The organism is Vibrio sp. Vb0937, assembly GCF_033338855.1.
The window spans coordinates 272,737-294,272 of sequence record NZ_JAWOTK010000003.1; the positions used below are offsets into that span (position 1 = coordinate 272,737).

15 protein-coding genes are annotated in these 21,536 nt (G+C 44.4%); 9 read left to right on the forward strand and 6 right to left on the reverse strand.

Annotated features, from left to right (window positions below; all coding sequences use genetic code 11):
* Position 1: 1 nt before the first annotated feature.
* Complete coding sequence (locus R7P67_RS08125; RefSeq protein WP_042522001.1) at positions 2 to 1,453, reverse strand: DUF2867 domain-containing protein; 1,452 nt, start codon at positions 1,451 to 1,453, stop codon at positions 2 to 4.
* 94 nt (positions 1,454 to 1,547) lie between these two features.
* Here R7P67_RS08125 and R7P67_RS08130 point away from each other — a divergent pair, with 94 nt between their 5' ends.
* The 8 genes from R7P67_RS08130 (at position 1,548) to fabV (ending at position 13,907) form a co-directional block, all read left to right on the forward strand.
* On the forward strand, positions 1,548 to 2,924 hold the full coding sequence (locus R7P67_RS08130; RefSeq protein ID WP_005378048.1) for an MATE family efflux transporter: 1,377 nt from the start codon (positions 1,548 to 1,550) through the stop codon (positions 2,922 to 2,924).
* A gap of 187 nt (positions 2,925 to 3,111) precedes the next feature.
* Positions 3,112 to 3,783 carry an ABC transporter ATP-binding protein gene (locus tag R7P67_RS08135; RefSeq protein WP_005378040.1) on the forward strand — a complete coding sequence of 224 codons (672 nt, stop codon included), beginning with the start codon at positions 3,112 to 3,114 and terminating at the stop codon, positions 3,781 to 3,783.
* Positions 3,764 to 6,217, forward strand: coding sequence for an ABC transporter permease (locus R7P67_RS08140; protein WP_005378038.1), 2,454 nt, complete (start codon positions 3,764 to 3,766; stop codon positions 6,215 to 6,217). Before R7P67_RS08135 ends, R7P67_RS08140 begins: the two co-directional genes overlap by 20 nt.
* Complete coding sequence (locus R7P67_RS08145) at positions 6,217 to 7,341, forward strand: lipocalin-like domain-containing protein (RefSeq protein WP_025766852.1); 1,125 nt, start codon at positions 6,217 to 6,219, stop codon at positions 7,339 to 7,341. Before R7P67_RS08140 ends, R7P67_RS08145 begins: the two co-directional genes overlap by 1 nt.
* 330 nt (positions 7,342 to 7,671) lie before the next feature.
* Positions 7,672 to 8,823: a Na+/H+ antiporter NhaA gene (gene nhaA, locus R7P67_RS08150; RefSeq protein WP_005378034.1), complete on the forward strand. Its 1,152-nt coding sequence runs from the start codon at positions 7,672 to 7,674 to the stop codon at positions 8,821 to 8,823.
* 717 nt (positions 8,824 to 9,540) lie between these two features.
* The gene (locus tag R7P67_RS08155; RefSeq protein WP_005378033.1) at positions 9,541 to 10,176 is read left to right on the forward strand and encodes a TetR/AcrR family transcriptional regulator; all 636 of its coding nucleotides are present in this window, start codon (positions 9,541 to 9,543) and stop codon (positions 10,174 to 10,176) included.
* 71 nt (positions 10,177 to 10,247) lie between these two features.
* Positions 10,248 to 12,530: an acyl-CoA dehydrogenase gene (locus R7P67_RS08160; RefSeq protein ID WP_017634878.1), complete on the forward strand. Its 2,283-nt coding sequence runs from the start codon at positions 10,248 to 10,250 to the stop codon at positions 12,528 to 12,530.
* Between the two features lie 174 nt (positions 12,531 to 12,704).
* Positions 12,705 to 13,907, forward strand: a complete 1,203-nt coding sequence (gene fabV / locus R7P67_RS08165; protein ID WP_005388648.1) for an enoyl-ACP reductase FabV — start codon at positions 12,705 to 12,707, stop codon at positions 13,905 to 13,907.
* Between the two features lie 78 nt (positions 13,908 to 13,985).
* Here the strand turns inward: fabV and R7P67_RS08170 are convergent, their stop codons facing one another.
* The gene (locus tag R7P67_RS08170) at positions 13,986 to 15,668 is read right to left on the reverse strand and encodes an aspartate:alanine antiporter (RefSeq protein WP_005378028.1); all 1,683 of its coding nucleotides are present in this window, start codon (positions 15,666 to 15,668) and stop codon (positions 13,986 to 13,988) included.
* A gap of 175 nt (positions 15,669 to 15,843) precedes the next feature.
* Positions 15,844 to 16,110 carry a GrxA family glutaredoxin gene (locus R7P67_RS08175; protein ID WP_005378026.1) on the reverse strand — a complete coding sequence of 89 codons (267 nt, stop codon included), beginning with the start codon at positions 16,108 to 16,110 and terminating at the stop codon, positions 15,844 to 15,846.
* A 377-nt stretch (positions 16,111 to 16,487) separates the two neighbouring features.
* Here R7P67_RS08175 and R7P67_RS08180 point away from each other — a divergent pair, with 377 nt between their 5' ends.
* Entirely contained in the window at positions 16,488 to 17,732 is a 1,245-nt protein-coding gene (locus R7P67_RS08180; RefSeq protein ID WP_054576427.1) for an iron-containing alcohol dehydrogenase, read from the forward strand.
* A 76-nt stretch (positions 17,733 to 17,808) separates the two neighbouring features.
* Here the strand turns inward: R7P67_RS08180 and R7P67_RS08185 are convergent, their stop codons facing one another.
* From R7P67_RS08185 to R7P67_RS08195, 3 genes are all read right to left on the reverse strand, one after another.
* The gene (locus tag R7P67_RS08185) at positions 17,809 to 18,663 is read right to left on the reverse strand and encodes a MurR/RpiR family transcriptional regulator (RefSeq protein WP_005378021.1); all 855 of its coding nucleotides are present in this window, start codon (positions 18,661 to 18,663) and stop codon (positions 17,809 to 17,811) included.
* 311 nt (positions 18,664 to 18,974) lie between these two features.
* On the reverse strand, positions 18,975 to 20,621 hold the full coding sequence (gene panP, locus R7P67_RS08190) for a pyridoxal-dependent aspartate 1-decarboxylase PanP (RefSeq protein WP_167415143.1): 1,647 nt from the start codon (positions 20,619 to 20,621) through the stop codon (positions 18,975 to 18,977).
* A 211-nt stretch (positions 20,622 to 20,832) separates the two neighbouring features.
* Positions 20,833 to 21,345: a hypothetical protein gene (locus tag R7P67_RS08195; RefSeq protein ID WP_017634875.1), complete on the reverse strand. Its 513-nt coding sequence runs from the start codon at positions 21,343 to 21,345 to the stop codon at positions 20,833 to 20,835.
* Between the last annotated feature and the right edge of the window lie 191 nt (positions 21,346 to 21,536).

Sequence of the window (21,536 nt, forward strand, 5' to 3'; positions counted from 1 at the left end):
GTTATTGGGGCTTTTTGTTTTCTAAACGGTTTGCTTCTTTCGCGATGGCTTTGACCATGCCTTTAAATATGAAAAGATGGGCTGGCATCATTGCAAACCAATAAAGCAGCCCAAGAAACCCTTGCGGGTGCCACCAGGCGGTAATATCCAGCTCTCGTTCGTCACCGAGATCTTTGATGGTAATTTCTAAACGCCCAAGGCCTGGGCCTTTCATACCAAAAAACAGTGAAAGAAACTGATTGTTATCGCAGCGAATCACTTTCCAAGAGTCAATAAAATCACCGACTTTGAGCTCTGGTCCAGGAGGAGAAACGCGAATCGGTTTTCCGCCGCCAAAAAAGATATCGAGCCATTCACGTGTACGCCACAAGATGTTGGCAAAGTAATAGCCTTTTTCGCGACTCCCGATCTTTTGCGCCACTTTCCATAATGCCGCAGCGGAGGCTTGAGTTTTAATGCTCGCTCCAGCTTGTTTTGGGTAATAGCCATATCCTGGTTGCCATCGACGAAGCGCTGCGGGTTCAAACCCCCAGACATTACTGCGTACAAATGTGCCTTCATCTTGAATGGTATCAGTTACCGCTTGCTCGTAGCTGATCAGCGTTTGAGGAAATCGTTCTTCAATCGCTTTGGAGTCTGCAATGTAGTCGTGCTCTAAGCCCGCAAGTAATGCTTTACCGATACTAGTTGGCACTGAGGTAACTAAACCTAGCCAGTACGATGCCATTTTCGGAGTAAGTAGCGGGGTCGACCACAGTCGATACGGCTTGTTCGTGATTCGGCAAATGACTTTGAACTGCTCGCGGTAGCTAAGTGTATCTGGCCCTCCAACTTCATAAATTTCACTTTCTTCTGGATAGGGAGCTTCTGCTAACTTCAACAAATAGTGGTTGAGATTGGGCAAGGCGATAGGGTTCGCTTTTGAGTCGACCCATTTAGGCGCGATCAAAATAGGTAAGTTGTAGACAAAGTCACGCATGATTTCGAAAGCGGCAGAGCCGGGACCGATGATAACGCCAGCACGCAATTCAGTTACTGGAACACCAGACTGTCGAATTATTTTTCCCGTGGCTTTACGAGCGGCTAAATGGCGAGAGTTTCCGGTTTGAGGTTGAATGGCACTCAAATATACAACATGCTCGACGGAGCTTTGTTCCAATGCATATTTGAAGTTCAAAGCAAGGTTTAGTTCGTACTCAACAAAGTCATCACCTTGAGCCATCCCGTGCACGAGAAAAAAGACTAAATCAAAATCGTTCACTACAGCCTTCGTGGTCTCTGCGTCAGCCAAGTCGAGATACCTTAACGTTAAATTAGGGTGAGGCTGAGTTCTTGACTCTAAATAATCAATATGTCGCGCCGCTGCTGTGACGGCGTAACCTTTGTCTAAAAGTAACGGAAGAAGTTGAGAGCCAATGTAACCCGAGGCGCCTAGCACCAACACCTTTTTCATTATCTGTCCTTTTATCGTTGGTGGAATAAACACCACAGAGTATAATCATGAGACACTTTCCCCATTCTATCAATAAGTTGTCGTTGGAGCGCTTGTGACTTTTCTTTCTCAACTCTCAATACACGCAGATAAAGCATTCTTACGTCGTTTATTTGCAATCGCGTTACCAATTACACTGCAAAGCATGATGTTTTCTAGCAGAAGCCTCGTCGATGTTCTTATGCTTGGTCAACTTGGTGAAGCTGAAATTGCCGCTGTTGGAGTTGCTGCGCGCGCGACTTTCGTCACCACCATCATGTTAGTTGGGGTGACAACGGGCGGTGCGTTGTTAACCGCTCAATATTGGGGGGCTGGCGATAAAGTTGGGGTGCGTCGCAGTACCGCTTTAACATGGATGATCGCAATGATGTTTGCTGCGATTGCTGTTGCTTTGTTTGTTGTTTTTCCACAGCCCATCATGAGTTTGACTACCGATTCACAAGAAGTGATTGAGCTAGGGGCCAGCTATCTCATTATTTCGTCGGTTAGCATGTTTGCTGTTGCATGTGTGGCCAGTATGTCGGTGGGCCTAAGGGCGATGCACCAACCAGGCCTAAGCACTTTTTTTAGTGGTATAGGCATTTTATCTAATGTGTTTCTTAACTGGGTTTTAATTTTTGGTCAATTAGGCTTTCCTGCTCTGGGTATTACGGGAGCAGCGATCGCAACGGTAATCAGTGGCGCGATCGAAGTAGGTTGCTTGTTTGGTTATCTATGGTTGAAAAAACACATAATCGCATTTGGTTGGGATGATATACGCGCAGGATTGGTCTTAGATAAAATTACGCGTTTCTTGAGCCTCTCTTTGCCAACCACATTTAACTTCTTGGCGTGGGCTGGTGGGCTGTTTGCTTATCACGCCATCATGGGGCAAGCAGGTGTACAAGGTTTGGCGGCACTTTCCGTAATGACACCTGTTGAGTCGATCGCATTGGCGATGATGATTGGTTTATCGAATGCGGCTGCAGTTCTAGTCGGGAACCAGCTCGGCGCTCGTAATTTTGAACCCGTTTATTATCAAGCATGGGCTACGGTCATTTTGAATGTGCTTATCGCATTTGTGGTCGCCGTCTTGTTGATAGTGTCAAATCAATGGATCCTTAATGCGTTTAGTGCACTGACAACAGACACTCGCGAGCTAGCTGAACAGTTTATGGTGATTCTTGCGTTGGGTGTCGTGCTACGCTCGGTGCCGATGATGGCGATTGTTGGTGTATTACGCGCGGGCGGTGATGTTAAGTTTTGTTTGTATCAAGACATCTTGGCGCAGTGGGTGATCGGGATTCCACTCGCAGCATTTGCAGCGATTTATCTCAATTGGGATCCACAATGGGTTTACTTACTCTTTTTGACGGAAGAAGTTGTGAAGTGGGCGATTTGCTTGCCAAGAATGGTTAGCCGAAAATGGATGAAAAACCTGATTGGCCAGTAAGGAGGAACAGAGTTTATTTTGGCTGCAAAAATCTGCTCAAAACGTCAACAAAATTAGAAACAGAAAGTGAATCGAGTTGCATTTGTACTTCCATAGTGTGATCAAGCATTCAAAATACTTTCTACTAACAGGATTTTAGTGTAGATTCTGATCCCAATTTTTAAACACCATCCGAGCGGCATAATCAATGTTAAAACTGTCAGACCTATGTAAAGGCTATGTAGACGGGGGAGAGTTTCACCCTGTATTACAAGGGGCAGAATTAACATTGCAGCAAGGCGACCAAGTTGCTCTGATGGGAGAAAGTGGTTCGGGTAAAAGTACTCTGCTGAATTTAATCGCCGGATTAGATACTGCTGACTCTGGTGAAGTGCAGTTTCCAAATTTTGCTATGCATGAAGCACCGGAGCATTTAAGAACCCTTTATCGCCGCAACAATATTGGTAATATCTTCCAACAATTCAACCTGCTTCCTACACTTAATATTGCCGACAATATTCGTTTTTGTCGTCAGTTAAAAGGTCTGCCGGAAGATAAAGAGTTGTGGCGTCAAATTCTTTCTGCTTTGGACTTAATGCCATTGCTAGGACGTTATCCGGAAGAGGCGTCTGGTGGTCAGCAACAACGTGCGGCGATTGCTCGCGCCCTTTATATGGAACCCAAAATCCTGCTTGCTGATGAGCCAACTGGTAGCCTAGACGAGCGAAACGCAGAAGCAGTAATGCGCTTATTAACGAGTCTCGCTCGCCAATTGGAGTGTACTTTGCTGTTAGTGACGCACAGTGAAAAAGTGGCCGCCCATATGGAAGGAAAGATTCGACTTCAAGGAGGGCAGCTACATGTTATGGCCCGTAGTTAAGGCACTACTCGGTCATTACCGTCGTTACCCTCTACAAATTATTCTTGTCTGGCTGGGATTAACTTTAGGCGTGTCCCTCCTTGTTGGTGTTACTTCTATCAACCAGCATGCAAAACAAAGTTATGCAACTGGGGAAAAACTTTTCTCTAATCCTTTGCCATACCGAATCCGAACGAAGCACTCTGCCAATAAAATTCCTCAAGGTTTCTATATTCAGTTACGTCGAGCTGGGTTTAACCAATGTGCACCGTTTGACGTGCTTCATCTAGATGCCAAGACCGATATGAGCCTGATGTTGGTGGGGATAGATCCTGTCGCGATGATCCCACTACAACAAGGAAAATCGCTAGGTGAGATGCCTGTTTTATCACTAATGAAGCCTCCTTATCCTATTCTTGTTAGTCAAGATTTGGCCGCTTACATGAGTTGGCAGGATGGGGACTTCATTGAGATGAATGACGGAAGCCGTCTTGGGCCTATTCAAGTAGATAAGGACAAGATGCTTTCGGGTACTCGGCTGGTTACTGATATATCGTTGTTGCGTATGCTCAAGCGGAGCTCAGGTTTGTCTGCGATTTCTTGTGGTGAAATGCCAGAGGAAAAGCTGATAGCACTGAAAAACATGCTGCCAAACGGAATGACGCTCGTTAGGAATACGCGTACAGAGCTTGAGTCGCTAACTAACGCATTCCATATGAATCTCACCGCGATGGGAATGCTGTCGTTTTTGGTCGGGTTGTTTATTTTTTATCAAGCGATGTCTCTGTCTTTCATCCAGCGACAACGTTTGGTAGGTATTTTGAGACAGACTGGTGTTAACGGAACACAGTTAGCGCAAGCTTTATTACTAGAGTTGTCTTTGCTCGTCTTTATTGCGTGGGCGTGTGGTAACTTTTTTGGCTTGATCTTAGCAAATGAACTTATCCCAGCAGTGTCTTCGAGCCTGAGTGATTTGTATGATGCCAACGTAGGCTTAACCATAGGATGGTCATGGCAATCTAGCTTATACAGTCTAATCATGGCAGCGATGGGTGCGTTGATATCGTGTCTGTGGCCATTAATCCGTTTGTTGAAGTCACAACCAATCCGCCTTTCTTCTCGACTGTCGCTAATGCGATTTGCTGGAAGAGAGTTCTCTTGGCAGGCGCTTGCGGCATGTGCGTTTTGTGTCGCTGCAATAGCGGTGTATCAGGCGCCGAAAACACAAGAAACCGGCTTTGCTATTATTGCGCTGATGTTGGTTAGTGTGGCGTTGTTTATGCCATTTATTATGTGGCATATGTTCCAAAGTTTTTCTTATACCATGCGATGGGTTCGTGTCCGTTGGTTTTTTGCTGATGCAGCAGCCAGCATGAGCTATCGCGGTGTGGCTACGATGGCGTTTATGTTAGCGCTGGCGGCAAACATTGGTGTAGAAACAATGGTCGGAAGCTTTCGAGATACAACCGATAAGTGGCTAAATCAGCGATTAGCCGCTGATGTGTACATCTATCCGACCAACAATTCAGCCGCTAGGATGAGCGCATGGCTCCAGAATCAGCCAGAGGTGAACTCGGTTTGGTGGCGCTGGGAAAAAGATATGCCGACCGAGCATGGTGCTCTGCAAGTTGTGAGTACGGGCTCTTCTGAAGGTGAGTTAGACTCACTTACCGTCAAGTTAGGTGTCCCAAATTACTGGTATCAACTGCACGCTACCAAGAGCTTAATGGTCAGTGAGTCGATGGCCTTGAAGCTGGATATCCGCCCTGGCGATTTCATTAACTTGCAAGAACCGCTTGGTGGTGACTGGCAAGTCGTAGGCGTTTACTACGATTATGGAAACCCATATAACCAGGTGATGATGTCGCACCGGAATTGGCTGTATGCATTTGCAGGTACGGGTAATGTTGGTCTTGGCGTAGTATTAAAAGATAACGTCAATGGAGAAGGGCTGAAAAATCGCTTAGAGAATGTATTCCGTCTCCCGCAAGATCGTGTGTTTGATAACGGTAATATTTATAGCCAAGCAATGAGAGTGTTTGATCATACCTTTGCGATAGCAGGAACCTTGGGCAATATCACGCTGATTATTGCAGTGTTTGGTTTATTCTTTGCGACGTTGGCAGGAGAACTTTCACGGCAGCGGCATTTTTCCTTATTAAGGTGCATGGGTGTGTCCGGAAAAGAACTTGTCGTATTAGGTGGTTTGCAGCTATTCGTCTTCGGAGCCATTTCTGCGATTATTGCAGTGCCGCTCGGCTTGGCGCTCGCACATTTGATCGTTGATATTATCATTAAGCAATCATTTGGCTGGTCTCTAGAGCTTCAAACGATTCCATGGGAGTATGCTCAAACCATTGCTTGGGCGATGCTTGCCATCATGGTTGCTGGCGCATTGCCAGTTATTAGAATGATCAAAAGTACACCGATGAAGTCATTAAGGGACGCGTTGTAATGAAAAAAATGGGCTCTAAAAAACGCTTGTTGGTTTCAACGCTCATTGTTGTTACGTTCGCTTTTCTGACTGGGGCTGCTTTTTACTCAACTTTTTGGTTAGAGGCGACAGCAACACGAGAAAGCGAACTTGATTCTATCTTAACGCGTGAAAATCAAACGATTTTCGAGCCTGTACTACCTAATGAGCATGTCTCTTTACCCTCAGACTTTCGCTTTCATCCCGAGTACCAGCATGAATGGTGGCACTACTTTGCGAAGCTAAAAGATGAGCAAGGCAAGATCTACAATGTTCAATGGAGCTATTTCAGGGTTGCGACGGACGAGCGAGAAACCAGCGGTTGGCAGAACCCTCAATTGTACATTTCACATGTTGTCGTCAGTCATGGCTCGCATGTATGGAAAGAGCAACGGGTAGCTAGAGGAGGGATAGGCCAAGCTGGTATGATCAATCGTCCTTTCAGGTTATGGATTGATAATTGGACTTGGCGATCACTCGGTGCGACGCCTTTCCCGGGTAACTTGAATGTGAATACTGATACGTTTGGACTTGAGCTCAATACCATGACAAACGGCCCCTTTGTCGTGAATGGAGACAAAGGTTTCCAAGTTAAACATGCGTTGCAATCTGTTGCTTCTTTCAGCTTCAGTGCTCCATTTTTAAAAGTAAAAGGCAGCTTAAGCTTAAATGGTAAGCGATTCTTAGTGACGGGTTCTGCTTGGGCGCAAAAAGAGTGGGGCAGCGGCTTAATTGGTGAGGGGCAACAAGGCTGGGATTGGTTTGTTTTCAATTTAGATGATGGTCGAGCATTAACTGTTAGCCGTTATCGTCACCATGGGCAAACACCGCACGTGTTTGGCACGTTGTCGACACGCTCAGGTAAAGTCATCAACCTCTCAGACGATGATATCAGTATCAAGCCAATGCAAGTGACCAGTTTATCCAATGGAAGAAGGTTACCTTTGCAATGGATTATCAATATTCCGAAGCATCAAATTAATTTGACTACCCGCATTATCAAGTCAGATATGTGGCTACCCTTTGTAATACCTTACTGGGAAGGGCCTACTTTAGCCTCCGGCTCCAATGAGGCTTGGGGCTTTATGCAGCTGACAGGCTATTGAGTTGTGAAGAAAACCACCCCCTGCGGGTGGTTTTTTAGTGCGCGAAGCTTCCTGGCTTTTTCTCAAAAGTACGGGGTTATCATGATGGTACAAGCCGTGTTATGCTGATTTTCTCATCATCTTGATAAATATTTGGTGCGACAAGTACAAATACGATCTCCGATCAAAATTGAGTGTCATGTTGGAAAATACGATGTATAGTAAACTTAACATCGAAAAAACCGAAGTTTATACTCTGAAGAAGCGATTATTCTAAAGTTTTCGACAGCTATACACTCTTATCACTCTTTGTTAATCGTTTATTAAGATAATAAATATAAGGACGAAACCATGAACGATGTCATTCGTGACTTTTTCAAAATGGAATCAGCAGGTGGTATTCTTCTTGTAATTGCAGCGGCAATTGCGATGACCATTGCTAACTCACCGCTGGGCGAAACTTATCAATCTGTACTGCATACTTATGTATTCGGTATGTCAGTTTCTCACTGGATTAATGATGGCCTAATGGCTGTTTTTTTCTTACTTATTGGCCTTGAAGTGAAGCGAGAGCTACTTGAAGGAGCGCTAAAATCAAAAGAAACCGCAATTTTCCCTGCGATTGCAGCGGTTGGTGGTATGTTAGCCCCTGCTCTTATTTACGTTGCGTTTAATGCTAACGACCCAGAGGCGGTTTCTGGCTGGGCCATCCCAGCTGCGACGGATATTGCATTTGCTCTAGGTATCATGGCGCTACTAGGTAAGCGCGTACCAGTAAGCCTTAAAGTGTTTTTGTTAGCTCTCGCTATCATCGACGATTTAGGCGTGGTTGTTATTATTGCACTGTTTTACACAGGTGATCTTTCTAGCATGGCGCTGCTTGTTGGCTTCATCATGACTGGTGTCCTGTTCATGTTGAATGCGAAGGAAGTAACGAAACTGACGCCATACATGATAGTCGGCGCGATCTTATGGTTTGCGGTACTTAAATCTGGTGTTCACGCAACACTTGCAGGCGTAGTGATCGGCTTTGCTATTCCTCTTAAGGGTAAACAGGGCGAACATTCTCCACTTAAGCACATGGAGCACGCACTTCATCCATACGTGGCATTTGGTATCTTACCTCTATTCGCATTTGCAAATGCGGGGATTTCGCTAGAAGGCGTATCGATGTCAGGCCTAACTTCAATGCTGCCATTAGGTATTGCTTTGGGGCTACTGGTTGGTAAGCCTCTAGGTATCTTCACCTTTAGTTGGGCAGCTGTGAAAATGGGTGTAGCTAAGTTACCGGAAGGCATTAACTTCAAGCATATCTTTGCGGTCTCTGTGTTGTGTGGTATCGGTTTTACAATGTCTATATTCATTTCCTCTTTAGCGTTTGGAAATGTAAGCCCTGAGTTTGATACCTATGCTCGACTCGGTATCTTAATGGGCTCGACGACAGCCGCGTTACTTGGCTACGCGTTACTGCACTTTTCTTTGCCTAAGAAAGCGCAAGCGTAAGATACACACTGTTTAGTAAAGCCTCCCATTCGGGAGGCTTTTTTATGTCTGCAGATCGGCACATCAACTACTTCAGGATGGTTACTTTTGTGACCAACTAAGGTCTAGCTTATGGAGTTGGGGCAAATCATCGAAAGAGGCGCTTGGCAAATCTATAGGCGAAAAAAAGCCCAGCCGAAAATTTGACTGGGCGGATACAAACATAGGAGTTAATAAGAAAAAAGCAGCAACGTAACAATTAGATGGAAACAAGTTTGACGGCCAGTGAAACTTCAAATGCCCTAACTGTTACGTATATTCAGACCGAGCCTTTTCCAAACAGTTCCATTTTTTTTCAAAAAATTTCTACTTAATGCTTTCTAGCTTCTTACACACCCGAAAGTAATAGAAAAATCGAGATGGATTACCAACTTGGCGAAGTTACTAACTTCTGTGTTTCTCATTTTATCTCCCCTAGAACCGAAGATGTATTTCATACTCTCGTCGCTCACTCCAAGCCGCCAAGGCTATTGTTAGCATTTCAATTGCGATGGACTGAGAAGTTTGATCGTTTTCTTCTGACAAGCTTCACTGGAGTATTCGATTGAATTTCAAAAGATTAGATCACACCTTTTACTGTCTGGTCAGACCAATTGGTTAAAGTGTGATGTTAATCATTTGTTAATCTTAAGTTTCGGGAGTATATTTTCAAACAGTTGTTTAATACGAGTGATTAAAATGGCCCCGAGAACATCAACAAAAGAAAAAATACTCGATGTCGCAGAAGGACTCTTTGCTGAACATGGCTTTAATGATACTTCGCTAAGAACGATAACAGGTAAAGCTAACGTTAACTTAGCATCGGTAAACTATCACTTTGGCGATAAAAAAACGCTGGTTAGAGCGGTTTTAGATAGGTATTTAGAAGCACTAATGCCGAGCATTAAGACTTCATTAATTGAGCTAAACACGCGCGATAGCTACAACATGGACGATGTCTTTGAGTCATTGCGATTACCTTTACGTACATTAAATGATGTACGCCCAAATGGTACTGCGCTATTTATGTTGTTAATTGGCCGCGGTTATACAGACGTTCAAGGTCATCTGCGCTGGTTCATTACCACCAGATACGAAGAGGTACTGAACCTTTTCACTTTCTCGATAATGAAGGCGAACCCGGAACTATGTGAAGAACAGTTGTTTTGGCGACTGCACTTCACGTTAGGAACCTGTGTATTTACGATGGCTTCAAGCCAAGCTCTTTCGGAGCTGGCAGAAAGTAAGTTTGAAAAGGAAGTCGATGTGAAATCTGTCGTCGATTTACTGATTCCATATTTGTCAGCAGGAATGTCAGCAAAGCAGTTGGCATAAGACAAATAAGAAAGTTAAACCAATAATAAGATTATACCCCGAGCGGTTACGTGAACAAAAGGATCTGAACTATGAGCTCTCTACGAAGAAAATGGATTAGTGACCCGGCTTTTAAAGTGTTCAAAAAAGTATTGCCACCTCTGTCTAGCACCGAGAAAGAGGCGATGGAAGCGGGTAGTGTATGGTGGGATGCCGAACTATTCTCAGGCAAGCCAAACTTCACAACATTGCATCATTATCCAACGCCTACACTGACGGCAGAAGAGCAGTCATTTATGGATAATGAGCTTGAAACCCTGCTAGAAATGCTTGATGACCAGAAGATTGTCAAAGAAGACAGGGATTTACCGCCTGAAGTATGGGAGTACCTACGTAAAGAGCGATTTTTCTCTTTGATCATCTCGAAAGCATATGGTGGTCGTGAATTTTCCGCTTTGGCGAACTCAACCATTGTTTCTCGTATTGCGACTCGAAGTATCAGTACCGCGGTATCGGTAATGGTACCGAACTCTCTTGGCCCTGGTGAGCTGCTATCGCACTATGGTACGCAAGAGCAAAAAGATTACTGGTTGCCTCGTTTAGCTGATGGTACAGACATCCCTTGTTTCGCCCTAACTGGCCCTGAAGCGGGTTCTGATGCGGGTGGCATACCTGATCAAGGCGTAGTTTGTTACGGCACCCATGAAGGCAAAGAAGTGCTTGGCGTGCGAGTTAGTTGGAATAAACGCTACATCACGCTTGCGCCAGTTGCGACAGTGCTCGGGTTAGCATTTAAACTGCAAGATCCTGAAGGGCTACTTGGAGACAAGAAAGAGGTTGGCATTACATGTGCGTTGATTCCCGCTGACCATGAAGGTGTCGAGATAGGTGAACGCCATGATCCTCTGGGGTCTGCGTTCATGAATGGTCCAACTCGTGGTGAAGATGTCTTCATCCCTATGGATTGGTTGATTGGTGGCGCTGATTACGCAGGTAAAGGTTGGCGTATGCTGGTTGAGTGTCTTTCTGCGGGGCGTGGTATCTCTCTCCCAGCGCTTGGCACTGCGATTGGTCACCTTACTACACGTACAACAGGTGCTTATGCTTACGTGCGTAAACAGTTTGGAATGTCGATCGGTAAGTTTGAAGGCGTCGCAGAAGCGATGGGGCGCATTGGTGGTCTTACTTACCTACTAGAAGCGACGCGTACGCTAACGACGACTTCTCTCGATATGAAAGAAAAACCTGGGATTGTAACCGCGATTGCCAAGTACCACATGACGGAAATCGCGCGTACCATTCTAAATGATTCGTTTGATATCCATGCGGGTCGTGCGATTCAAGATGGCCCAATGAACTATCTTGCTAAACATTACCTTGGTATCCCGGTTGCTATTACCGTTGAAGGCGCGAATATTCTGACTCGTAACCTGATGATTTTTGGTCAAGGTGCGACTCGATGTCACCCATATGTTCTAAAAGAAATGGAAGCCGCGGCGAATCCAGATTCTGAACAAGGTGCGAAAGAATTTGACAACTTACTCTTTAAACACATCAAGCACGCGCTCGGTAATACATTCGGTGCATTTGGTGCAGCACTAACTGGTTCTCGATTTGTTAACGCGCACATGAGTGGCCCAACGCAGCAATACTACAAAGACATTACTCGTCTCAGTCGTGCACTTGCAGTAAGTGCAGACTTTGCGATGTTAACCTTAGGTGGAGACTTGAAGCGTAAAGAAATGATCTCCGCACGTTTGGGTGATGGATTAAGCTATCTATACATGGCATCTGCTGCCTTGAAAAAGTATGAAGATGAAGGCCGTCAACAAGGCGATCTAGACTTCGTTCATTACGCTGTTCAACACTGTTTGTATAACGCTTCTAAGTCATTAAATGAGGCTTACACCAACTTCCCTGTGAAATACGTTGGCGGTGTGCTTAAGGGGCTATTGTTCCCGCTTGGTAATCATTTCAATAAGCCAAGTGATGAGCTGTGTGTGAATTTGGCTGAAGCGATGATGACGCCAGGCGCGCAACGTGATCGCCTCACGCATCTGTGCTACATCGGAAAATCAGAGGATGACAGCGTAGGCTTAATGGAGAATGCATTCCTTGCAATGTACGACATTAAACCTTTGGAGCGTAAACTTATGAAGGCTGCGAAGGATGGTAAAGTGGCTCGTAAAGGTCTGCTACATGATCGTTTGCAGCAAGCATTTGAAGCAGGCGTGTTAACTGAACAAGAAATTGATCAAATCATGGCTGCAGATAAATTGCGCTACAAGGCGATTCAAGTTGACCACTTTAGTCATGACTTTTCTGAAGTGCGAACTCATAGCCCAAAAAAGTCGCAGTTGAATCCGGCGGCATAATAGACAACTAATGTTAAGAAAAGCACCTCAATGAGGTGCTTTTTTGTATTCTTGGGGAGTGGATGGTGGGATAGTGCTCCAACCACTTGCCTTTTAAGAGCATTTTTACAGAAATTAGATGCGAAATCCCAACGAAACTTTTATCCTAACAAGGTTTTTTAAAGGAAGTTGAATATGATCATCAAACCTAGAATTCGTGGATTTATCTGTACTACAACGCACCCTGTTGGTTGTGAAGCTAACGTAAAAGAACAAATTGCGTACACCAAAGCGCAAGGTCCAATCAAAAACGCACCTAAGCGTGTTCTTGTTGTTGGTGCATCAAGTGGCTACGGTCTATCTTCTCGTATCGCTGCGGCATTTGGTGGCGGTGCATCAACTATCGGTGTTTTCTTCGAAAAAGAAGGTACTGAGAAGAAACCAGGTACAGCAGGTTTTTACAATGCCGCTGCTTTTGAAAAGCTAGCGCGTGAAGAAGGTCTGTACGCAAAAAGCTTAAACGGCGACGCTTTCTCAAATGAAGCGAAACAGAAAACTATCGAGCTGATCAAAGAAGACTTAGGTCAAATCGATATGGTGGTTTACTCACTGGCATCTCCAGTACGTAAAATGCCAGAAACTGGTGAATTAGTTCGTTCATCTCTTAAACCTATCGGTGAAACTTACACATCAACGGCTGTTGATACCAACAAAGATGTGATCATCGAAGCTAGCGTTGAGCCTGCAACAGAAGAAGAAATCAAAGACACTGTCACTGTAATGGGCGGTGAAGATTGGGAACTTTGGATCAATGCGTTGTCTGATGCTGGTGTTCTTGCTGAAGGTTGTAAGACCGTCGCGTACAGCTACATTGGTACTGAGCTAACTTGGCCAATTTATTGGGATGGTGCACTAGGTAAAGCAAAAATGGACCTAGACCGTGCAGCGAAAGCGCTAAACGACAAGTTAGCAGCAACAGGCGGCAGTGCCAATGTTGCGGTACTTAAATCTGTTGTAACTCAGGCGAGTTCTGCAATTCCTGTTATGCCACTGTACATCGCAATGGTATTCAAGAAAATGCGCGAAGAAGGTGTACACGAAGGCTGTATGGAACAAATCTACCGTATGTTCAGCCAACGTCTATACAAAGAAGACGGTAGCGCGGCAGAAGTTGATGAGATGAACCGCCTACGTCTGGATGACTGGGAACTTCGTGACGACATTCAGCAGCACTGTCGTGAGCTATGGCCTCAAATTACGACTGAGAACCTAAAAGAGCTGACTGACTACGTTGAGTACAAAGAAGAGTTCTTGAAACTATTTGGTTTCGGCGTTGAAGGCGTAGATTACGAAGCGGATGTGAATCCAGCAGTTGAAGCAGACTTCATTCAAATCTAATCGAATCACAGACTAGATAACCAATAAACAAAAGGCGCTCATTGAGCGCCTTTTTGTATTTCATAGTCAAAGTGAGTATTAACTTAGTATTATCAGAATCGTACCAGCTAGCGTCATTAAAATATTCGCAATCGCATAGGTACCCGCATAACCAAGGGCAGGGATGGTGGACTTAGCGTAGTCGTTAACGACATCCATAGCTGGAGCGCAAGTACGGGCGCCAATAATGGCTCCGAAGAGCAGGGCACGGTTCATCTTGAGTACGTGTGCGCCAACTAAGTAAGCCAGAACTACAGGTACAACACTGACAATAAATGCCAAACCAATGACTTTTGGTCCTACTTGCGTTAGGTGCTCGAACATCTTTCCACCTGCACTTAGACCAATTCCGACCATAAAGAACATTAACCCTAGATCTTTGACCATATTCAGCGCCCCTTGTGGGACATAACCGAAAGTAGGGTGATTTGCTCGTAAGAAACCAAGCGTAATACCGGACAACAGAAGACCCACCGCATTACCCAAACTGAAAGACACCTGACCGAACGTCATTGTGATGAGGCCAAACAGAATACCCAAAATAAAGAAGCTACAAAAAGCGAGCAAATCGGCCATTTGACTGTGGATCGAGATGAAACCGATTTTTTCCGCCAGTCCATGTACTCGGCTTTTCTCGCCGCTCACTTGAAGGACGTCCCCTTTAGCGAGCACAATGTCTAAGTCCATAGGCATTTCAATCTGAGCGCGAACTACGCGGTTTAAGAAACAGCCAAACTCAGACAAATTCAAATCCGATAAACGCTTACCAGCGATTGCGTCACTTTTTACGACGATTTCTTCTTCAACGATGCGTAAATCAAGCAAGTTACGGTCGAATACTTCTTTACCATTACGGAAGCTAGGGTCTAAGCGAGCATGGCTGTCAGGGAAGCCAACCAGTGCAATTTCATCTCCCTCTTGCAAGATAGCATCACCATCTGGGTGGGCGAGAATACCATTTCGGCGGATTCGTTCAATGTAACAGCCAGTTTGACGATAAATACCCAGTTCTCGTAAGTTTTTACCATCAGTCCAGTCAATTAGCTCTGGGCCCACTCGGTAAGCTCGAATAATGGGTAAATACACTTTTCTCTGGCTTGAATTTCCAAGGCCACGCTCTTGTGCGATTTGCTGCGCGGAATCAGAAAGGTTTTGTTTTTGCAGTTTTGGCAACAATTTAGCAAACATGATCATGCTAATTAAGCCGACCAGATAAGCCATCGCGTAGCCTACGGATAGATTTTCTAATACCAGAGAAAATTCCATATTCCGCGGTATAGTCGCAAGGCCAGAGTTAAGAGCATCTTGTGCACCAACCAGTACTGGCGTTGCGGTCAATGCGCCTGCCATCATACCGGCGGATAAGCCAAAATCGAGGCCGAAATAGTGACTCAAGCCATACGTTAAGCTGACCGCAGACACGAGAACAGTCATGCTTAAAATAAAATAATGCTTACCATCTCTGAAGAATATACCAAAAAAGTTTGGTCCAGCTTCAATGCCAACGCAGTAGATAAACAGCATAAAGCCAATGGTTAAAGCTTCTGCATTAAATGAGAAACCAAGGTGGCCCATTACCAAAGAGGTAATAAGAACGCCAATAGAGTTGCCTAATTGTAATTTGCCAAATCGAATTTTTCCGATGGCAAGGCCAATGGCTAATACGACGAAGATTAGAAGGATAGGGTTTTGCTCGAGAAGGTATACGACGTCTATGTTCACTGTGTGGCTCGGTAGAGTGTGTGCCAAAAAAGATTAAGAACTGTGAATTGTAACTAAATATAGCAAAAAGATAAGTGAATTTTTTTAGGTTTTACCATTAGTTGACTTAACGTAATAACCAGCTGAAAAATAATAAAAAAGCCGCATGAAGCGGCTTTTTTGAAAACAGTCTTTATTACTCGTCAAATAGACCTAGGTGCTCTTTCGCGTATGCTTCGAACTCGTCGCAGCCACCGATGTGCTCTTGGTCGATAAAGATCTGAGGAACGGTTTCAACTGGTTTACCAACTGTTTTCTCAAGATCTGCTTTAGAAATACCTTCAGCGTGAATATCAACGTAACGGTAGTTGAAGTCATCACGTTTTGCTTTTAGCGTTTCTGCGTGCTCTTTTGCACGAACACAGAAAGGACATGCAGGGCGACCAAAGATAACAACGAACATAATCTTATTTCTCCTAAATCTATTCTTTTTTGAAAGCGTACAAAACATAGCGGCTGAGTGCGCTTTCTTTTGTTGGAGTAACTATGCCCGATCCAGATACGGAAATAAAGCGGCAATTACCTCTTGGTTCTATAGGTGAAATCTATCGAATAAAAACTAAACGCACGTGCTTATTTTACGACTCTGAAGTATGTGAAGTGACGCATAAAAAACATACATTCTAAAGGGTTAATGATGGCAAGGTGGAATTGGTCAATTTTTTTTGTTTAAAAAAATAGCAATCTATTTTGGCTATACGCAAATAACTTCAACTCTTACATAAGTGTTAAATCAGAGGGCGAGAGGTTATTTGGGTATATTCTTTTGGGAGGGTGTGTATGTTTCAGTTTATGACTGCAACAAGGATTATATTTGGTGAAGGTGCACTTCAATCTTCATTATCCGTTATTAACCAATTTGGCTACAGTGTTTTGCTGGTTACTGGGCAGGATACCCAACGAGCCGCCCCCATTATCCAATATCTTAAAGCTCAAAATATGCGTTACCAGCACGTAGCTATCGTTGGTGAACCATACATCACGATGGTAGAAGAGACCGCAGTGCTCGGTAGAAAATTCCAACCTGATATGGTAGTTGCGATAGGTGGTGGCAGCGTCATCGATATGGGCAAAGCCTTAGCTGCCATTATTCCCAATCAAGGCAATGTTTACGATTACGTAGAAGTGGTAGGAAGAAGCGTCCCTTTAAAAGCAAAGCCTCTTCATTTTATTGCAATTCCTACGACAGCAAGCACCGGTTCAGAAGTGACCAGAAATGCTGTGCTGAAATCTGGACAAGATAAAGTGAAAGTGAGTCTTCGAAGCCCTGATATGCTCGCAGACGTTGCCATTGTAGACCCGACACTTACTTACGGGACCGACCAATACACATCTGGACGTGGCGCAATGGATGCGTTCACTCATTTAATGGAAGCGTATGTGTGTGGTGAGCCAAACCCTCTTACTGATATGGTCTGCGAAGAGGGGCTACGCCGTTTAAGCCGTTCAGTGATTGCCGCTTGTAAGCAAGATAATCATAAGGCGCGCTCTGATTTATCGTTCGCTGCATTGCTTGGTGGTATGGCGATTACTAATGCCAAATTAGGTGCCGCTCATGGGTTAGCATCGGCGTTAGGAGGCAAGTTAGACGCCCCCCATAGCGTTATTACGGCTCGCCTAGCTCCGCACGTGATGCAGGAGAACATTAACGCCGCTAAACTCGCGGGTAGGAATGATGTGATAAGTCGTTATCGCAAGCTGGCCCAATTAGTCACTGAGCGAGTAAATGCTAACGAACACGATGGAATTCTTTGGGTAAATATGGTGCTAGATAAGTTAGCGTTACCGCTACTGGCTCAATTTGGAGTATGCCAAACCTCTTTTGAGCAAGTGGCGAATGATGCGCTTAAATCAATGGCAATCAAAGGGAATCCTTTACCTCTTAATCAGGAACGTTTGATACACATATTGCAGCAAGTCTGTGATTGTAGCGGAGAGTGTGTAGCAGAGAGTGCACAACATGTCAGTTCTGTTGAAGTACTGGAATCAAGAACGGACTTATCGAGTGTCAACGACTTAGGGTGATTGCTCCCTTAGCAGCATTAAAACAAAAGGGGAGCCTTGAGCTCCCCTAGATAAAGTATTGACTAAGCTTTAGTGCTTAGTACTGGCTTAATTTGTCATAGCGACTGTCTTTCAACGCATCTTTTACGCGTTTTAGGTTCTCACGGAAACCTGTACCACGGCGAAGAGTGAAGCCAGTTGCTAGCACATCAATCACTGTCATTTGTACAACTCGGCTTGCCATTGGCATGTAAACGTCGGTATCTTCTGGAATATCGAGCGTAATGGCCAGCGAGCTTGCCTTTTCTAGAGGAGAATCCTTCGCTGTAATCGCAATAACCGTTGCGCCATTTTCACGAGCAAGGTTCGCTATTTCTACCTGACTCTTTGTTCGACCGGTATGAGAAATAAGAACCACAACATCATTATCACTGCAGTTGATACAACTCATGCGCTGCATAACAATATCTTCAAAACAAGTAATTGGAATATTAAAGCGAATAAACTTGTTTTGTGCGTCTCGGGCAACAGAAGATGATGCACCAAGGCCAAAGAATGAAATGCGCTTCGCTTGCGTTAGCAAATCGACCGCACGGTTCACTTGCATTGGATCTAGGCTATTTTTCGCGACATCTAAACACGCCATCGTCGATTCGAAAATCTTATGGGTGTACGCGTCTGGGCCATCGTCTTCTTCCACATTACGGTTAACGTAAGGGGTGCCGTTGGCTAGGCTCTGTGCCAAGTGAAGCTTAAAATCTGGAAAGCCCTTGGTGTCCAGACGACGACAGAAGCGGTTTACAGTGGGCTCACTAACGTCGGCCATTTTAGCCAGCGTTGCAATGCTTGAATGAATTGCAGTTTGTGGAGACGCCATAATTACTTCCGCAACTTTGCGCTCTGACTTACTGAAATTCTCCAGGTTTTTTTGAATTTTTTCTAATGTATTCATAGTGTTCACGAGGGTATAGAGAACAACTCGCTGGCTCTGCTAACGAAAGGAAACACGAAGATTCCGGAGTAGAGTGGGGCGTTAACGAAAACAACCAGCGCCATAGAATCAGTATAAACCTGATCTTCAATCAGTCTAAACCAATAACGGGTACTATTTAGTGAGAATTTGACAGGCCTCAAACAAAATGTTGTAAAAACTACAGAATTGGATGTGTAAACGAAGTTTTGTTGCGCTAGTCGCACGATAATGATGTTTGAGTTACATCAAAACGAAAAAAAATTTCAAATTGATGTAACTCGATCTGGCTGTTAAGACGATTGAATATCGACAACCAGCTGTTGAATTCTTTTCATCAAATTTGGTGCTTGCTTGGCGATTTCGCGTTGTTCATCAAGCACTGAGCTCAAAATTTCTTTTGTGGTCAGTGGATTTGCCAAAACCACTCTAAACACTATCGTATTCATGCGTTGCCATTGGTCTGGGTTCAGTCTTGTACGTGAAACGAACGATTTGCCCGTTTCGCGCTGACGCTTTTGAATAAACTGTGTTAACTCATTGATCAGCTCATTCAGTTGTTCTTTTTGTGAGCCTTCTGCTTGTGCTAATGCTTCACGGATGAATGGCGGCAAATAACGGTATGTGAGCAGACAAAGCTCTGGTTCAGAAACTAACTCGAAATCATCTTGCTGTTTGATTAAATCCGCAAAGTATCGAGCTTTTTCAATGCTTTGGTCAATCAGAAGCTCGTAACCTGGGCGACTTATGATGTGCATTGCGGCGTAGACCAACATCGCCATACCCGAACGTGAACCTTCTAATGTATGGCTGCCTAGGTCTTTTGAACCTTTGCGCAATATATATTGAGCGTGATGCTCTATGGATTTCATTGCGTCAGGGTCTTTGAACAGAACCATACCAGCGCCCATCGGGATGTAGAGCTGCTTATGCGCATCAATAGTTACTGAGTCTGCCATTTCCACACCTTTGAGAAGGTGACGGTGATGGTTAGACATAAGTGTTGCGCCACCCCATGCGGCATCCACATGGAAGTGACAGCCGTGAGCTTGGCAGACTTCAGCGATTTCAGGCAATGGATCAACATTACCTGTCTCTGTTGTGCCAGCCACACCAATAACAGCAATAGGCTTGATATTTTGTTTTTCGAGCTCAACAATTTTCGCTTTAAGGTCGTCGACAATAATACGGTTGTTGGCATCGGTTTTAACCGCAACCAAGCCCTCTTGGCCTAGCCCTAATACATCGGCTGCTTTCTTAAGGGAGTAGTGACCACGCTCAGACACTAGCACCGCTAAGCCATCATAGCCATAGTGCTTCATGGCTTTAAAAAGGCCTTCCTTTTCCACGCCTTTAAATGAGCCATTGGCTCTTAACGCTTTGTTACGTGCTACCCAAAGCGCAGTGATATTGGCAACGGTGCCGCCGGAACAAAATGCGCCTAATGAGTGGTTTGCACTGTGCATCCACTGATTGTAAAACGTATCATTCTGACCATATATCAAGCGATGCAGCATACCCAAAACTTGACGCTCAAGTGGCGTAAAGGCTTTGGAAGTCTCTATTTTTACCAGGTTTTGGTTTAAGGCGATCATGATCTTTGAAAGTGGCATCAAGAAATAAGGCAGTGCCGATGTCATATGACCAATGAAGCTTGGTGAAGATGTGTGAACTGAGTGCGACACCAAAGTGTCGAGTAAGTGCTCTGTATGATCTGACACGAACTCTGGCTGCTCAGGAATCTGAGCAGAAGAAAAGTCTTTTTCGATTTCGCGTAAAGGCTTTTCTTCTGCCACGATGTGTTCACGAAGAAATTGATTTAGATTTCGCGAGAGGCTCTCGTCAATTTTAGTTAACGTTGAGTCCGGACCTTCTGGGACAGTGAAGATCTTTAGCAAGCTCTCAAAGCTAACATCAGCGGTTTTTTGTTCCTTAACCATAGCAAAGAATCTTTGTAGTTATTTTGGTAATGCGAGCGGCACAATCTAAACTAAAACGGGCGCAAAGTCCCGTTTTAATTGTTGAAACCCAAGTTGTAGAAATGAAAATTTTAGGTGAAGGTTACGATATTCACATTAAAAAATTCTAGATTGAGTACGTTAAAACACTCTGATGTTATCGAATGCTAATCAACGACTAATGCGAGCAATCTTAGTCACATTTCTGCTTTTCAATCTTTTCTATTGACTGATTGTACTTATTAAGTGCGGTATCAATTTGTTGGGGATGACTAAGCAGATCAGCGAATGCTGAACGAAGCTCGTAGTTTTTTGGGTGGTTAGTTGATTGACGGTCGCTAAATGTCTGTTTTGCAACTTCACCTAACTTATCGCTTCGGGTCGCTAACTGCTTAACGTCATGTTGCTCTAGTTTTAACCATGCTTCGATTGGCTGTTCCGTCGCAACGCGGCTAGGGTCGTTCTCTAGAAAGTAGTGAACCGCTTCGCGGTTTAATTCAAAGTGATGTTTACGTCCATCCAAGAACCATTGACTAACTTCTTTCAGATCTGGATATTGGGTAACCGTCAAGTCAACAAGATCTTGATACCACTGTAGTGAGGCATCGACGTAGCCATCGTATTTGCTAGCAAGACATTGTTGATCTGCGGCAAGCGTAAAAGTTGAGCTTGTAGCGAGGAGCGCTGCAACGACAAAGCGTTTCATTCTTCTTCCTTCTGGTTGTTATCCCTTTATTAACGCAATGCACATCAGTTGATGTTTCTCCCTTCTTTCTATTTGGTCGTGACAAATCGTTGGGCTGAATGACGAAAAGAAAGAGGGGTCTTGCCAAAAAATATTGACCACTTTGACGTTAACTGGGTATTTAAATTTTTGCCGTATTGTAATGGATGTTA

Excerpts from the sequence above, each read along its gene's own strand:
- nhaA (WP_005378034.1), top strand. The coding sequence starts at position 7,672 with ATGAACGATGTCATTCGTGACTTTTTCAAAATGGAATCAGCAGGTGGT.
- fabV (WP_005388648.1), top strand. The coding sequence starts at position 12,705 with ATGATCATCAAACCTAGAATTCGTGGATTTATCTGTACTACAACGCAC.
- R7P67_RS08180 (WP_054576427.1), top strand. The coding sequence starts at position 16,488 with ATGTTTCAGTTTATGACTGCAACAAGGATTATATTTGGTGAAGGTGCA.
- R7P67_RS08125 (WP_042522001.1), bottom strand. The coding sequence starts at position 1,453 with ATGAAAAAGGTGTTGGTGCTAGGCGCCTCGGGTTACATTGGCTCTCAA.
- R7P67_RS08175 (WP_005378026.1), bottom strand. The coding sequence starts at position 16,110 with ATGTTCGTTGTTATCTTTGGTCGCCCTGCATGTCCTTTCTGTGTTCGT.
- R7P67_RS08140 (WP_005378038.1), top strand. The coding sequence starts at position 3,764 with ATGTTATGGCCCGTAGTTAAGGCACTACTCGGTCATTACCGTCGTTAC.
- R7P67_RS08195 (WP_017634875.1), bottom strand. The coding sequence starts at position 21,345 with ATGAAACGCTTTGTCGTTGCAGCGCTCCTCGCTACAAGCTCAACTTTT.
- panP (WP_167415143.1), bottom strand. The coding sequence starts at position 20,621 with ATGGTTAAGGAACAAAAAACCGCTGATGTTAGCTTTGAGAGCTTGCTA.
- R7P67_RS08160 (WP_017634878.1), top strand. The coding sequence starts at position 10,248 with ATGAGCTCTCTACGAAGAAAATGGATTAGTGACCCGGCTTTTAAAGTG.
- R7P67_RS08145 (WP_025766852.1), top strand. The coding sequence starts at position 6,217 with ATGAAAAAAATGGGCTCTAAAAAACGCTTGTTGGTTTCAACGCTCATT.
- R7P67_RS08185 (WP_005378021.1), bottom strand. The coding sequence starts at position 18,663 with ATGAATACATTAGAAAAAATTCAAAAAAACCTGGAGAATTTCAGTAAG.
- R7P67_RS08135 (WP_005378040.1), top strand. The coding sequence starts at position 3,112 with ATGTTAAAACTGTCAGACCTATGTAAAGGCTATGTAGACGGGGGAGAG.
- R7P67_RS08155 (WP_005378033.1), top strand. The coding sequence starts at position 9,541 with ATGGCCCCGAGAACATCAACAAAAGAAAAAATACTCGATGTCGCAGAA.